Here is a 14899-nt window from a genome sequence, read left to right on the forward strand (position 1 = left end):
ATTTAACGCTAAGATTTTGCATCTCCCTAATGGGGCTCTTCGAATTCTTAATAACACTGCCAGCCCATTAAAGCAGCACAGAGCGCCCCAACAGTATAACATAACAATAAGGCGAGCTTCAACGAATAATAAGCAAACCGTCATTTGATACCTTATGAAACGCTCTAAACCATCTGTTGTGCCCCAAGCGTTAGTTAGTGGCTTTGCTGGCGCCGTTGCCCTAACGCTGCTCCACGAAACAGTTCGTCACTTACGCCCCCACGATGCGCCCCGTATGGATGTGCTCGGGATGCGAGCCTTGCGCAAAATCTTGGGCAAAGCCGATGCCCCTCAACCCGACGGCGATACCCTTTTTAATATCACAATGGCGGGCGACCTGCTATCCAACGGGTTGTATTTCAGCTTGGTCGGGCGGGGTAAAAAAGCCTGGTGGCGCGGTGCGGCTTTAGGGTTAGCAGCCGGTGTAGGTGGCGTGGTACTGCCGGGGCCGCTTGGACTAGGTGAGTCGCCAAGCAACCAAACTCCGGAAACCAAACTGATGACGGTGGCCTGGTACACCGTGGGTGGTTTGGTGGCAGCTGGCACCTCGCGGTTGCTTAGCAAGGCGCGAAAACGGTAGTTGTAGGCAAATAGCTTGTCGATAAGAAAGCTCGGCCAATTGCGTTGCGTGGCTGTGAAGAGGTGTTGGCGGCAATGAGGTGGTGCTTGGCCGCCTAAATTTCCCGGCTTTCCGACATCTTTGCGGCCATCATGGTGAAACAACTCCGCAAAATCCTGGTCCAGACGCTTGGCTTCGAGCGGTACATTCGTTTTGTGAGCGACGTGTACCTGCGGCTGGTAGGGGCGGGGTGGGGCAAACGGCAGTACCCGGAGCTGTTTTTCTTGGAAAGAATTATCAAGCCGGGTTTTGTGTGCCTCGACATTGGCGCCAACCTCGGCTATTATTCGGTTGCATTATCGCGCTTGGCGGGGCCGGAAGGACAGGTGCTGGCCGTCGAGCCGATTCCTGCTTTTCAAGCTATTTGGCAGGACAACGTCAAGCGCAGCGGTGTTCGCAACCTTACGCTGCTGCCTTACGCTCTCGGCGGCCAGAACACCACCGTGCAGATGGGCACCCCCGAGCGCGACGGCCTGCTCCACCACGGCATGACCAAAGTAGCCGCCAGCAACCCCAACGAACACTATGCCCGCACCTACGACGTGCCCATGCGCGTCCCCGATGACTTGTTGGCCCATTTGCCTCGCCTCGACTTTGTGAAGTGTGACGTGGAGGGTTTTGAGTTTGAGGTGTTTCGGCACATGCAAGCTACGCTGCGCCGTTTTCAGCCCCTCATCCAGACCGAGCTCAACGGGCTGGAAAATCGCCGGGCAGTAGTAAACTTGCTAGCCGAACTCGGCTACAAACCATTTATGCTTTCTGAGCGTTCTGAACTTGAACCCTGCACGGAGGCGCAACTGCAAAGTGCCGTCACGGCTGATTTCTACTTTCAACCCCGTAACTCGGCCGTTTAAGCGGCTTTCTGATGGTTAAGTTCCTGCTGATTTTCTTCGTTATTTCTCTGGTTCTCCGCTTTGTCTTACCGGTGCTGATGCGTTGGCTGGTGGTAGGATTTGTGAAGAAGCAAACCCGCCGCTACAGCCAGCAGTTTGGCGCCAACCCGTTTGAAGCACCAGCCGAGCCGCCGCGCAACCACTCTGCCGGCGCCGGCCAAGTCCGTGTAGATTATGTGCCCCCGAAGCAGCAAGCGAAAGCTGCTAAGCATTTTGAAGGCGGCGACTACGTCGATTTCGAGGAAGTGAAATAAGCTGTTCTCTGCCCTTGCAGGTATAGAAACCCCCTTTAGCCCGAGCATTTTCCAAATACACAAGCCCTTGACGCTCCTATAGGTAGCATCAAGGGCTTGTTGCGTTTTGAACAGCTGTTAGAGCAACGATGCGTTACTTCCCTGTAGAAGGACGATAACCCCTTGGTTAGAATCCAATGCCTACCCGCAGGCCTGTGCCGACACGGCGGCCGGATTGCAGACCGGTATAGAAGTCAAGGCGGACAACTTTGAAGATGTGCTCAAGGCCGACGCCAACTTCTACATAGTGTCCTATCTCTTTTGTAGTCAGATAATTAAGCGAAGCTACTTCCTGCCACTTTAGCTTACGTAACAGCGGGACTTTGTTGAGGAAAAAGCCGTTGAAATGATGATTGTAATGGGCTTCCAGGAAGTTATTGTGCGTGCTGTAGTGGTAATAATCGAGGAGCTGAAACTGGCTGAAATCAGAAGCTAAATAGGTACGGTTACCGCTGAAATGGCGGTAATCCATAAACGACAATTTGGGGTCACCTACGAAGCCGCCCCCCGCTATTTTGTATGAGCTAGTACCCAATAGGCCCATTTCAATGGTCTGCCGGATACCGAATTCGAGCAGCGTGTAGCGCGTATCCGAGCCCACCACGCCCCCGATGCCTTGCCGCCAGATGCCGACGAAGGTGGGATACTTCGAGCCGAGATTATACTTGCCATCGGGGCGGCTGATGTAGCGCTGCCCGGGACGGAAAGAAGCTACTAGCTCAAAGGCCGCAGATTGGTTGCGGCCAAAGCTGGTGCCCGTGGGCGACTCTTCGTTCAGCGGCTCGTTGGGCGTGAAGGCTCGCCCCGACTTGTCTACCAATAAATCGACGGTGCTGTTTGCTAGCTCGTGCCGGTCGTAGTAGCTCAGGGTGCCTTGCAGGGTGAGGCCGTTGGTGGCTTCGGTTTGGTAGCTGACTTGGGCGCCGTCGCGGCGGTAGAGCTTGGCGTAATTGCGGTTCTCGAAAAGGGTGTAATAGCTGTTGATGAAGGGCGTGAGCTGCGTATGCGGATCGAAGTTTTCGATGAAGCGGCCCGCCCGGAAGCTCACCCGCGCCAGCTTGGCCGGCGCATATTGCCAAGTGGCCGACAAACTTGGGCTGACGAGTTCGTTGCTAAAGCCATAGCGCACCGCGGGCGTGATAGAGTAGAAACGCCGGTCGTCGGTGCGCTGCGTGTACGTGAATTCGGGGTTGATAACCGTGCCTTCCACGGTGTTGTAGTTCAGGATGTTGAACACTGGCGCCACGTACCACTGCCGCTTGCGGAAGGTATTGGAGTAGCTGTAGCCGCCGAGCAACAGCGAAGTCGGCTGGAGCTTGTTGCGCACCCGGTCCAACGAATCTTGGTAGGGGCGCGAGTTGCGGACCACTTCGGTGCTGTCCTTTACCTGGTAGTCTTTTTGCTCTTCTTCGGTAAGTGGAATCGGGCGGATACTGTCCCAATAGCTGGAGTCTCGCTCGTTGACGCCTTTTTCTACCAGCATCACTTCACCTCGTTTCAGCTTGCCGATGCTCAGGCCGGCGGTGTCGCGCTCGGCTAGCTTGGTTTGGCGGCGTACTTCCCGGTTCAGGCCCGCCAGTTTAGGCTTCTGCTTACGAATATCGGCGGCGGTTTCGCGGGTGACGGGAGCTTCGGCTGGCTCGTTGGCGGCCACCGGCGGCACGACGGTAGGCGCAGGGCGGTTGGGGTAAGTAGGCGTCACTTTGTAGTTGGACAGCACCGCAGTGAGGTAGCCATTGCCCTTGAACCCGAAGGCCGTGAAACCCACCGTAATCTTCTGCGACTGAATCACCCACACATCGGACGGGCCTGGCGCGGGCGCAAACAACTGCTCGATGTGAAAACTTTCCACATAGTCGAGCTGCGCGTTTTTGTCGAGGTTGAGCGACACCGAATGGATGCGCCAGGTACCATCGACGATGTAGATGTAGCCGCTGGAAAACACCGGGTCGGTGCGGCGGCGCGGTGTTACTTTGATTTTGTGCACCGTCACGCCCCCTTGCTGCGAAGTGCCTTCTAGCTCGTACTTGTAAAACAGCATGGCGCCATCGGCAATCGGCGACACGAAACCCCGTTCCGAAAAGCCGCTTTTCAGCACGTTGTCGTAGAAATTGAGGCCGGCGCCGCGGCCAGCCCGGTTGAAGCTGATGCCTTTGGTGTCGCCACTGACGCGCGAGGAAATCATGCGTTCCTGTATCACGTTGGGCTGCCGGAAACTCATATCCGACACCGATTCCGAGAGGTAAAAGATACCGGGCTTGATATCGGGGCCTACTTTCACCAAGCCCAAGATTTTGCCGGGTACCTCCAGAAAACGGGCCAAGGCTTTGATGTAGGCGCGGGCGCGAAACGCGGCCACTTCCCGGCGGTGGTAGCGCCGCCACTGTTGCGCCTGCTGAATGATGGCGTAGGCCGGGTCTCGGTCGGTGGAGCGCACCACTACTTCGCGCAGCTTATAGGTTTCGGAGGTCAGGGTTACGTCTAGGACGGTGGCTGTATCGCCGCCGGCTACGCGTACTTGCTCGATGCGGGGCTTGTACCCCACGTACTGAAAAACTAGCTCATACTGGCCAGCCGGTAAGCGCAATTGGTAATTGCCTTGCTCGTTGGTGGCGGTGCTCGTAGTGGTGGCGCGCACCGCTACGTTGGCAAAAGCTAAGGCAGCGCCTCCTTGGGCATCTGTGACACGGCCCCGCACCACGCCAGCCGAGGCCGCAACGGTGGTCAACAAGAAAGCAAGTAGAAAGAAGTAGCGGGGCATTGGATAACGGAAACAGATGTTGCCAAGATAGATACAATGGAAACTCAAAGAGTTGGCTAACACCGGAAAAAACAGCGAAATGAATTCCAATAAATTCGCTGCCCATGCCGTGGCTTATCTGTTTAAGGTAACATCACCGCCAAGCTAGAGTTCAGTGAAGCAGCGCAACCCTCAGAGCAACGTAAGCTCTAAGAAATGCACTTCCACCCTGCGTTCGGCGTTATCTTTCCTTATGAATCAGTTCGAAAAAAAGAAAAAAACCTACACGCCCGGCGAAGCTCTCCACAAAATAGCGGCCTTCTGCGCCTACCAGGAGCGCAATCAGAAAGAGGTGGAAAGTAAGTTGCGCGAATATGGCCTCGACGAAGACGAAGCCGGCGAAATCATCATCCGACTAAGCCGGGAAAAGCTGCTCGATGAGGAACGCTATGCCAAGGCATTTGTGCGCGGGCACTACCGCAACAAGAAGTGGGGGCGCCGCCGCATCACGCAAGAACTGAAGCAGAAAGGCATTTCCGAGTTCTGCATCAAGTCGGGTATGAAGGAAATTGATGGCGACGAGTACTACCAGAATTTAGTGGACCTGTTGGAGAAAAAAGACCGCCAGGAAAAGGAGCGTAACCCCCGTGTCCGCCGTCAAAAAATGCAGGTGTACCTCACCGGCAAAGGCTACGAATCCGACCTCATAAAGATGGCCCTGGATGAGCTAGGTAAAGCACCAGAGGAAGACGACGCTTAACGCTCAATTTCCGAGCTGCCGGCATTTGTTTTGGTGGCTAATGATTCAAACACCTGGCAGATGCTGGCTACATCGGTAAATAGCGCGTCGCCGGCAAACTCGAGGTTGGCAATGGATTGGCGGGCGGCCTCGGCATGGCCAGCGCCGCAGGCGTCGGTTACTATCACCGGAATGTAGCCTAAGTCGGAGGCGTGGCGCACGGTAGGGTCAATGCCTATTTCGGTGGCCACGCCCACGATGGCAAACGCATTGATACCACAGTCGCGCAGCACAATGTTGAGCGGAGTGCTTTCGAAAGCCGACATGGTAATCTTGTCGAAGACCGCCTCGCTGGGCAACGGCTGCAACTCTGGCGTTAGCTGAAAGGCAGGGTTGCTAGGCAAAAACCAAGGATTGATGTCGTCCACCGAATTAGTGCGTTGCCAGGCCATGGCCATGCGCAGTTGTGCTACCCCCATCAGCTCCTTGGGCACCGACATGTGGCGCATGAAAATTACGCGGATACCGGCTCGTCGGGCGGCTTCCACTACCCGTAGCACCTGCGCCGTAATTTCTTGGCCGTTCTTGATTTGGCTCAAGATGCCGATTTGCATGTCGTACACCACAAGGGCCATGCGGTGCGGGTGGCACACCTCTTCTAGCGTGCGGGGAATATCAAGGCCGAAAGCATGCTGCATAATCGTGTCGGAAGAAGGTTGTAGACAAGAAGCAACGAGGGGCTATAAGGATCAGAAAACCATGGTGGTACTCTGGTTTTTAACCTGTTAGCGCTAAGATAGTACTTTGCGCCAATGCTAAACCACTGCTATGCAGGTGGCTGCACTGTTGGGTTTAATCCACGATGCGCACTTGGTAAGGCTCTCTTTCATCAGGAAAAACGCAGGCTCCGTTGAGCACCACCATATTTGGGTTCTGCAAATGCGCGACGGGGTCGCGTACGATGGGGATTTCGTGGTGACACCAGTGGCACTTGGGACCGGCAGTGGGAGTAAAGTGGCCGCCGCACGGACAAGCCGGCAGCGTGGCGGCAATCCTAGCTAGCAGCTCCGGGGTGGCTTCGTAATACACCAGCTCTTGCGCTTTTCTTTGCAAAATTACGTTCGAGCACAGCGAGCAATAGAAGTGCGGAAAGGCTTCGCTCATGCCGCTGGAGCGCCAGGCTAGGTTGTTTTGCTGACAGGCAGGGCAGTGCAAATGCCCTATCCATTGCAGGCTGCGCTCATATTCAACGACTTTCATAGCAAAGGGAAATTAGCGTTGGGCAGGTAGCTGTGGCGCGGCAGTTTGGCGGGTGAGTACCACGCGGCGGCCGGTCATGGTTTCGAGCATGGGCTTGAGGATTTGTTGGGCGTTTTGCTCGGTTTGGGCCAGGATACCCGATTGCAAAGCGGCGCGGCGCACGTTAGTCTCGGCGTATTTATAGCCAGCGTCAACGAGTTCGGCATCCTGAAGAAAGCCGTTTTCCACGCTATAAACCCGGCTAGCCTTGTGGTCGATTTTCCAGGTACATAACTCGGCGGGTGGCAGGGCTACGCGCACCACCGAGTCGCCTTCAAACACCACATCCTGCGCGCGCACCTTGCGCAGATCTAAGCAGCCAATGGCGTCGCCGGCAACAATGAGGGCTACTTTGGCGTCTGGGAGGAAGCGGTAGGTGCTTTTCTTGTATTCCACTACGTCTTTGAACCGGTAGCGTACCAACTCTAAGCGGCCTAAGCTTTCCACTTTTTCCAGCACTGTGTTGTGCGTGACCGTGATGCGCGGCGCCGGATCTAGTGGGTTTTCTAGCGTATCCAGCGCCGGACGGACCTTCGTCCAGAGAAACCAGCCTAAACCCACCAAAAACAAAAGAGGCAACAAACGACGCAGCAAAAGGGAAAACGACATAAAAAGAATAGAATGGAAACTCCACTATAGTACGGTAATGGCCGACGTTTCGCTCGGGTGGCAACTACCATTGGTTCCGGCAGCGCGCGGCAGATTACGCGGAAGGCGCAGTAGCTTTGCTAGATTCCGGTCGATAGGCCCGCCGACTGGAATGTAAGCTAGCAGAGCCTGTAGAGGGACGAGATTAGCAGCTTCTAGATTCCGGTGGGCCACCAAGCACTACGGCTTTCAAACCGCTGCCTGAAACCAGTCCAGCCTTGCAAGCCGCCCGTATGCACAGCCACCACAGTAGAGCCTGCCGTGAAGTAGCCTTGCCGCAGCAAATCCAAGACGCCATACAGCAGTTTGCCAGTATAAATGGGGTCTAGCAGCACGCCATGACGACTTTCGAAATCTTGAATGAAGCGGAGTAGCTCCGCCGAGAAATGCGCGTAGCCCCCAAAATGGTACTCCGTGCGCAACTCGTATTGGTGGTGAAGGCCAGTGGCAGCTTGGGTTAAATTGTCGATGTCGGACCGGAGAAACTCGCCGCCTTTCAGCGCCGATACACCTACGGCTTGGCGCTGACCTAGCGCTGTCAGCAAGCCGGCCAAAGTACCACCCGTGCCGCAGGCTACGCAGAGATAATCGAAATCCGTTTCCGCTGCCAATTCCGTCACTAGTTCGGCGCAGCCAGGCAGGGCCAAAGCGTTGGAACCACCCTCGGGGATGACGTAAGCCGGGCCCGTTTCGCGCAGGAGCTCGGCTAGAAAAGCTGGTTCTTGCTTGTGGCGGTAAGTGCTTCGGTCGAGATAACGCAAGTGCATGCCATCGGCAGCGGCTCGGGCTAGGGTGGAGTTAAGTGGCTGTGTTTCTTCCCCACGGATAACGCCGATGGTGCGCAGGCCTTGCAGCCGGCCCGCCGCGGCCACCGCAGCAATGTGGTTGGAATAAGCGCCGCCAAAAGTTAGCAGCGTATTGTGGCCTTGCTGCTCGGCTTCGATTAGGTTGTATTTTAGTTTGCGCCACTTGTTGCCGGGCAGCTCCGGATAAGCTAGATCGTCGCGTAGTAGTAGCAACCGAATGCCACGGCGTTCTGCTTCGGGTTCTACTAGTTGTTGAATGATCATGCCGGTATTCTTTCAGCTACGGCTCGGATTAAAGAAAGCAGGGCCCCGCAGTGTCGTTCAACGAAACACCACGAAGCCCCGCATTTTAACTTAAGACGCTGCTTATCAGCCTACACTAAAGATGGCTCCGGTGTGCTTTTCCGCCGCGTGGCATACACTATAGCTCCTATCAGCGCCAGAATCAATAGCACCGACGACACCAAGGACACCGTGTTGCCGATGGCGTACTCGGTTGGCTCGAACTTGAACTCGATGGTGTGGGTGCCTGCTGGTAGGGGCATAGCCCGTAGCACGTAGTTGGCGCGCACGTACGGCACCTTCTTACCGTCGAGGTAGGCGTTCCACCCGTCGGCATAGTAGATTTCCGAAAACACTACGAAGGCATCGGCCGTGGCGGTGGCGCGGTAAGTCAGCGCATCGGGCTCGTACTTGGTGAGGGCAATAGTTGAACCAGGTGCGTTGTAGCTGGTTTTGTTTAGCGGGAACTTCGAGACATCGACTACTGCGGTGGTGGCCGTATTGAGGTTAGTCAGGGCATTAATTTCCTGGTCGGGGTTCTGCACCTTCTGCACCTCGTTTACAAACCAAGCATTGCCTAACGCGCCGGGGTTGCGCTGCGCCTGCTCGGGCTGGCCGGGTTGCCCTTCCTGGCTGGCTGGCTGCGCGGGCTGAATGATGTAGCGTGTGTTCAGCATGTTCAGCACCTGCAAATTATTGCGCGAAATCTGCCGCTCAATCAACTCCTGATAGCGCCGCAGTTTGGCCCCATGGTAGCCCCAATGCTCTTGTGGAAGTACGAAGTTTGTGCTTCGTTGAAAGGATTTGCCAGATTTAGTACTCGGTAGCTGAGGTCTTTGTCTTGCAAAATCTGCTGGTCGGCGGCCGAAGGCACAAACTGCTGCGCTACCGTCTCATTCTGGAAGTTCGCCTCGTTGAGGTAACGTTTGTCGACACCCCACAAATCCACGAGCGTTAGAACTGCCACTAATGCCCCCGCCGCGGCTGCTGACAACTTGCGTTGCAAATAGAACCAGAGCGCACCGGCTGCTAGCAAGATGAACACGATAGAACGCAGCACATCCGAGCGCATCAGTGAGGCGCGGTCTTGACGCAGAGCGTCAACAGGGAAACCTTGCTGCTGCAACTGCGCATCAATCGGCGACGCAAAATCGGCTCCTAACCCGGCCAGGAATGCTAGCACGCAGACACCTACTGTAACACCAAGCGCCAGCAAAACCTTTCGCTTCAGGTCGGCAGTTTCGGGCGCATCGGCGGTTTTAGCCGTGAGGGCTGCCAGGCTTGGGTGCGTACTAGCACCTGCTATAGGCTTGCCAGTTACGTGATTCCGAAGCACACGGCCAAGCGCCAGCACAGCCAACAAGGGCATTGCTAGTTGCGCAATCACGAGGGCCATACTCACCGCCCGAAACTTGTTGTAGCCGGGGAAGTAATCGAACATCAAGTAGTTGAACGTCTCGAAGTTTTTGCCCCAGGCCAGTACTATTGACAGCAGCGTACCGGCCGCCAGCCAGGTACGTGTTCGACGGTCAGCCACCAGCAATCCAAGCACAAATAGGAAGCAGACTATAGCTCCCACGTACACTGGGCCGCTGGTAATGGGCTGGTCGCCCCAATACGTAGGCATATGCGCCAAATAGTCAGTCAGTTGTACCGGGGGTAGACCCAAGCCACTAAGAGCTTTGCCGGTAGCTGAGTTGTCGCTCAGCTTCATTTGGGAAGCACCGCCGTAGAAATTCGGTATCAGCAGCGTGATGGTTTCGCCAATGCCGTAGCTGTAGCTGAACGCATATTCTCGGTCCAGACCCGAGCCGCCGGTGCCGCCATCGTCGCCGGCAGAGGCAGCTTGCTCACCGGGTGCAGCGGGAGCGGGCGTTTTCAGCTCCGAGCGGCCCCGGATACTGTATTTGCTGTATTCAGCGGTGGTATAGAGGCGGCCGAAGCTCACGCCAACGGCCAATAGCGCAGCCACACCCAGTACTACCGAGCGGCCCAGGAAATCGGCCAAACGCTTTTCGCGCACCGCAAAAATTAGCTCTACCACTCCGAATACCAATACCAGCAGCAGCAAATAGTATGTGATTTGCAAGTGGTTGGAGCGCACGTTCATAGCCAACCCTAGAGCAAACAAAACGGCGCCCAACCACTTGTTGCGCCTGAATGCTACCAGCAAACCCGCCAGCACTAGCGGTGCATAGGCCAGCGCCAAACTTTTGGTGTTGTGACCAGCGGCCAGAATTACAATGTTATAGCTCGTGAAGCCCAGCGCTATGGCGCCTACCCCGCTCACAGTTGGTGAGAGACCCAAGGCCACAAACAAGATATAGCCGCACAGCAGCGCCAGAAACAGGTTGGCTACCACGGCCGGCATGCCCAGCGTGAAGATGGTGTGCAGATAGTTGCTTAAGTCGCCGGGGAAGCGGGTACTAATAAGGTAAGTCGGCATCCCCGAAAACATGGAGTTGGTCCACAGCACTTCTCGGCCGGCTGCCCGCGCCAACTGCAACTCATGCGCCCCCCCATTGAACTGCACAATGTCGTGCTGGCTTAGCGTTTTGCCTTCGAAAACGATAGGAGAGAAGTAAAGCACAGCCAGCGCCATGAAAATCAGCACGGCCAGCAGATGGGGCAGTGCCCGCTGCCACAGCGGCGCGGCAACCGGCACAACGGCCGTTGGTGCAGAAGAAACGGTAGTCATTAGCAGGAGAATATGAAATCCAGGTACTGAGACATAAGCAGTAAGTAGTTAGACTATTGTTTAGTACGTCTTGTTGAATCCTTACATTCAATGCTACGCCTACACTAAGCTGTGCTACTTCAAAAGCGCCCGAAGGTAACAACGATACGCCTCACCCCTAGCTCTCTGTCCTTGCGAAGAAGACACAAGAGAATCAGGCACTTTGCCAAACGTTAAATTCAGGTTGTAGAGTGCCACCGACAGTAAAATCACGCCATAGGCCACGGCTTGCGTGAAAGAAGCTTCTTCGCCGAAATACAGAAAAGCCAGCGCAAAGCTCACAATCGGGTTTGTGTACATCAGAATGCCGACGGTGCCGGAGGGTAGCGCGTTGAGGGCATATAGATTCAAAAACAACGGAAATACCGTGAACCCCACGCTCAGGATAGCCGCAAAAAGCAACAAATGGGCATCGGCAAAACCGGCGAGAGGCTGGGCTCCTAACATCGGTGCTAAGGGTAGTACTACCAACGAAGCCAGTCCTAGCTGCACTGTGAGCAGCACCAGCCGATCGTAGCCTTGCAGGCGGCGCTGCGTGATGAGGTAGAGCGCATATGTGAAGGCCACCACCAAGCTCATCAGGAGCATTCGCAATTCACCAACTCCCAAAAGGGCGCAACTCACGGCACTCATGCCGATGGCCACCCACTGGTTGGGGCGCAGCTTTTCGCCTAGCAAGCCAAACCCGAGCAGGGCCGTGAGGATGGGGCAAATCAGGTAGGCAAACGAGCCCGCCTGCACACTCACTTCGTTGACCACATAAATGAAAAGCAGCCAGTTAGCCGTTAGGAGCAGACCGCCCACTATCGTGCTCGTGGCCACACGCCGCCGCTCCGCGGTAGCTGCCGCTTGCCACTGCTGCACTACGCCGCGCACCGCCGCCCGTCGGCCCAGGCCATGAATCAGCAGGAGCAGGATTAAAGAAAGCAGGATGCGGAAAAACAGGATTTGGCCGCTGGCATAGCCAGTCAGCATCCGCAGGGGAATTGGAAAAAAGCCCCAGACAAGGAAAGCCGCCAGCGCGGCCAAGTGGTGTCGAGAAAGTTTCAAGCGCAGTATAAATAAGAAGCAAGCCGCAAAGGTACGGGCCTTGTCGCGAAGCGCCCACCCCACGCGCGACTCTTCGTTCTACTTTACCTTTGCCTTACCATGCTTGATTTTGTTGATCTCCCTGCCCTCACTCGCGGCACCCTGCTTTCTGCGCCTATTGGCCCCGCCCCTTGCACCACCTGTTGCTCGATAGCCGCCGCGTCGGGCAGGCCGCGGGTAGCTTGTTTTTCGCGTTGCGCGGGCCCCAGCACAATGGCCACCTGTACCTGCCCGAACTATACCAGCGAGGGGTACGACTGTTTGTGATAGACAGCCAACAGGAAGTGCCGAACGGTTTGGCCGCGTATCCCGAAGCGGAATTTTTGCTTGTTGATGATGCTTTGACGGCGCTGCAAACTATAGCCGCCGAGCATCGACGCCATTTTCGTTTGCCAGTGCTCGGTGTTACGGGTTCCAACGGCAAAACCATTGTAAAAGAATGGCTGGCGCAGTTGCTGGCGCCCGACGAGCTAGTTTGCAAGAGTCCGCGCTCCTACAACTCGCAGGTAGGCGTCCCGCTGAGCGTATGGGAACTGAATGCTACGCATACGCTAGGCATTTTTGAAGCGGGTATCTCGGAGCGCGGCGAAATGGCTCGTCTTGCCCGCGTGATACAGCCTACGTTGGGGTTGTTCACTAATATCGGCACCGCCCACGACGCTGGCTTTACCAACCACCTAGAAAAAGTCGAGGAGAAAATGCAGCTCTTTCTTGGCGTAGATACGCTGTTCTACTGCCTCGATCATGAGCTGATTCACGAAGTTGTGCGGCGCCACTTGCCCGAGCATCGCACGTTCACGTGGAGTAGGCAGCAACTGCACCAGGCGCACGTGGCCGTAACGGTAGCCGAAGCCTCTGCCGACCGCACCGTGGTGCGTGTACATCTAGCTCGCCCACTGCCGCAGGAACACACCTTCACGCTGCCGTTCGCCGACGAGCCCTCGGTGGAAAATGCGCTGCACGCCTTGTCGGTATTACTATGGCGCCAAGTGCCCGCGGCCGAAATCCAGCACCGCCTCGACCGGCTTCATCCCGTAGCCATGCGCCTGGAAATGAAGCAGGCCCTCAACGACTGCTACGTTCTCGACGACACCTATAACAACGACCTCGCGGGTCTCAACCTCGCCCTCGACGCTCTGGCCCGCCAGCCCCGGCGCGGCCGCCGCACCCTTATTCTCAGCGACGTGCTAGAATCCGGCCTTGCTGGCGCCGACCTCTACGCCCGCGTAGCCGCGCAGTTAGCTACGCACGGCGTCGAGCGGCTGGTAGGAATTGGCTCCGAAATTCAACAGCACCAAGTGGCTTTCCAAGCAGTACAAACTGCCTTCTACGATACCACTGACGATTTTCTGCGTAGCTTTCAACCCGAAACATTCCGGCAGGAAACCATTCTGGTGAAAGGGGCGCGCCGGTTTGGGTTCGAGCGGATTGTAACTGCCTTTCAACAGAAAATTCACGGCACGGTGCTGGAAGTGAACCTAGAGGCCCTGGTTCAGAACCTTAATTTCTACCGCAGCCGCATTCAGCCGGGTACCAAACTCATGGTGATGGTGAAGGCATTTGCCTACGGCAGCGGTTCCTACGAAGTAGCCAACCTGCTGCAGTTCCACCGCGCCGACTACCTCGCCGTGGCCTACACCGATGAAGGCGTAGACCTGCGCCAGAACGGTATTAGCTTGCCCATCATGGTGATGAACCCCTCGCCCGATGCGTTCCAGATGCTGCGCCAATACCATCTAGAGCCCGAAATCTATTCCTTCGAGCGGCTCCACGATTACCTTGCAGCCGCTCATCAGCACCCATTGCCTGCCATCCACCTCAAGCTCGATACGGGCATGCGCCGCTTGGGCTTTGCCGAATCCGATTTGCCGGAACTGTGCGCGCTGCTGCGCGAAAACGCCGCTCACTTGCGCGTTGCCAGTGCCCTCACCCACTTAGCCGGTGCCGACGAAGAGCAGCATAACAACTTCTCGCAGCAGCAGCTAGCCGCTTTCCAGCGCATGACGCCGCAACTGGAAGAAACTCTTGGTTATCCTATTCTCAAGCACGCGCTCAATTCCGCTGGCATTCTGCGGTTCCCGGAAGCGCAACTTGATATGGTGCGCTTAGGGATTGGGCTCTACGGCGTGGAAGCCACTGGGCGCGAGCAACAGGCTTTACAGCCCGTAAGCTCTCTTCGCACTACTATCTCGCAGGTAAAAACATTGCCGCCCGGCGAAACTGTCGGCTATGGTCGGCGCGGCGAAGCTGTTGATTACGAACGGCGCATTGCCACCCTGGCTATCGGTTATGCTGATGGCTATGATCGGCGCTTCAGCAATGGTGCAGGCGAGGTGGTAGTGCGAGGGCAGCGCGCGCCTATCATCGGCAATGTGTGCATGGATATGTGCATGATCGATGTAACCCATATTGCCGCAGCGCAAGCTGGCGACACGGCTGAGATTTTCGGCTCGCAGTTGCCGCTGTCGGAGCTAGCAAAGCGCATTGGCACCATCCCATACGAGCTGTTAACCAACGTGAGTGAACGAGTGAAGCGAGTATTTTTTGCAGAATAGCAAGAGAAGTGAAATTCACTTAAAACTATAGCTATTGGAAAAATAATAGGCGGAGAACGATTGGAACTACTTATCTTGCGTGAAAGTGAGTGCTTATCCTAAAAAAGGGTTTAGCCTTGTTTTTCATCTTTTCTAGATTCTATAGTTGTATTTCACTATT

13 protein-coding genes are annotated in these 14899 nt (G+C 55.9%); 5 read left to right on the top strand and 8 right to left on the bottom strand.

All coding sequences use genetic code 11. From position 1 onward, the window contains the following. The first annotated feature begins 154 nt into the window (after positions 1–154). The 3 genes from MUN86_RS01810 (at position 155) to MUN86_RS01820 (ending at position 1805) form a co-directional block, all read left to right on the top strand. Positions 155–619: a hypothetical protein gene (locus tag MUN86_RS01810; protein WP_245121042.1), complete on the top strand. Its 465-nt coding sequence runs from the start codon at positions 155–157 to the stop codon at positions 617–619. 131 nt (positions 620–750) lie between these two features. After that, complete coding sequence (locus MUN86_RS01815; RefSeq protein ID WP_245121045.1) at positions 751–1512, top strand: FkbM family methyltransferase; 762 nt, start codon at positions 751–753, stop codon at positions 1510–1512. A gap of 11 nt (positions 1513–1523) precedes the next feature. Then, positions 1524–1805, top strand: coding sequence for a DUF4834 family protein (locus MUN86_RS01820; protein ID WP_245121047.1), 282 nt, complete (start codon positions 1524–1526; stop codon positions 1803–1805). A gap of 166 nt (positions 1806–1971) precedes the next feature. Here MUN86_RS01820 and MUN86_RS01825 read toward each other — a convergent pair whose 3' ends face one another. After that, positions 1972–4605 (bottom strand): DUF5686 and carboxypeptidase regulatory-like domain-containing protein, encoded by a 2634-nt coding sequence (locus MUN86_RS01825; RefSeq protein ID WP_245121050.1) that lies wholly within the window; start codon positions 4603–4605, stop codon positions 1972–1974. 232 nt (positions 4606–4837) lie between these two features. Here MUN86_RS01825 and MUN86_RS01830 point away from each other — a divergent pair, with 232 nt between their 5' ends. After that, positions 4838–5344 carry a regulatory protein RecX gene (locus MUN86_RS01830; RefSeq protein ID WP_245121052.1) on the top strand — a complete coding sequence of 169 codons (507 nt, stop codon included), beginning with the start codon at positions 4838–4840 and terminating at the stop codon, positions 5342–5344. Here the strand turns inward: MUN86_RS01830 and MUN86_RS01835 are convergent. The 7 genes from MUN86_RS01835 to MUN86_RS01865 form a co-directional block, all read right to left on the bottom strand. After that, the gene (locus MUN86_RS01835; RefSeq protein WP_245121054.1) at positions 5341–6021 is read right to left on the bottom strand and encodes a cysteine hydrolase family protein; all 681 of its coding nucleotides are present in this window, start codon (positions 6019–6021) and stop codon (positions 5341–5343) included. The two genes, MUN86_RS01830 and MUN86_RS01835, sit on opposite strands and share 4 nt — an antisense overlap. A 154-nt stretch (positions 6022–6175) precedes the next feature. After that, the gene (locus tag MUN86_RS01840; protein ID WP_245121056.1) at positions 6176–6583 is read right to left on the bottom strand and encodes a hypothetical protein; all 408 of its coding nucleotides are present in this window, start codon (positions 6581–6583) and stop codon (positions 6176–6178) included. A 12-nt stretch (positions 6584–6595) separates the two neighbouring features. Further along, positions 6596–7231: a DUF4230 domain-containing protein gene (locus tag MUN86_RS01845; RefSeq protein WP_245121058.1), complete on the bottom strand. Its 636-nt coding sequence runs from the start codon at positions 7229–7231 to the stop codon at positions 6596–6598. Between the two features lie 194 nt (positions 7232–7425). Continuing rightward, positions 7426–8340 (bottom strand): 1-aminocyclopropane-1-carboxylate deaminase/D-cysteine desulfhydrase, encoded by a 915-nt coding sequence (locus MUN86_RS01850; protein WP_245121060.1) that lies wholly within the window; start codon positions 8338–8340, stop codon positions 7426–7428. 110 nt (positions 8341–8450) lie between these two features. After that, positions 8451–9080, bottom strand: coding sequence for a YfhO family protein (locus MUN86_RS01855; protein ID WP_245121062.1), 630 nt, complete (start codon positions 9078–9080; stop codon positions 8451–8453). After that, positions 9077–11056 carry a putative glycosyltransferase family protein gene (locus tag MUN86_RS01860; protein ID WP_245121063.1) on the bottom strand — a complete coding sequence of 660 codons (1980 nt, stop codon included), beginning with the start codon at positions 11054–11056 and terminating at the stop codon, positions 9077–9079. Before MUN86_RS01860 ends, MUN86_RS01855 begins: the two co-directional genes overlap by 4 nt. A gap of 114 nt (positions 11057–11170) precedes the next feature. Next, on the bottom strand, positions 11171–12145 hold the full coding sequence (locus MUN86_RS01865; RefSeq protein ID WP_245121065.1) for an EamA family transporter: 975 nt from the start codon (positions 12143–12145) through the stop codon (positions 11171–11173). A 170-nt stretch (positions 12146–12315) separates the two neighbouring features. On the opposite strand from MUN86_RS01865, the gene MUN86_RS01870 reads away from it, so the two are divergent. Continuing rightward, positions 12316–14739 (top strand): bifunctional UDP-N-acetylmuramoyl-tripeptide:D-alanyl-D-alanine ligase/alanine racemase, encoded by a 2424-nt coding sequence (locus MUN86_RS01870; protein ID WP_245121067.1) that lies wholly within the window; start codon positions 12316–12318, stop codon positions 14737–14739. The last annotated feature ends 160 nt before the right edge of the window (positions 14740–14899 follow it).

The organism is Hymenobacter volaticus (genome assembly GCF_022921055.1).
Lineage (GTDB): Bacteria > Bacteroidota > Bacteroidia > Cytophagales > Hymenobacteraceae > Hymenobacter > Hymenobacter volaticus.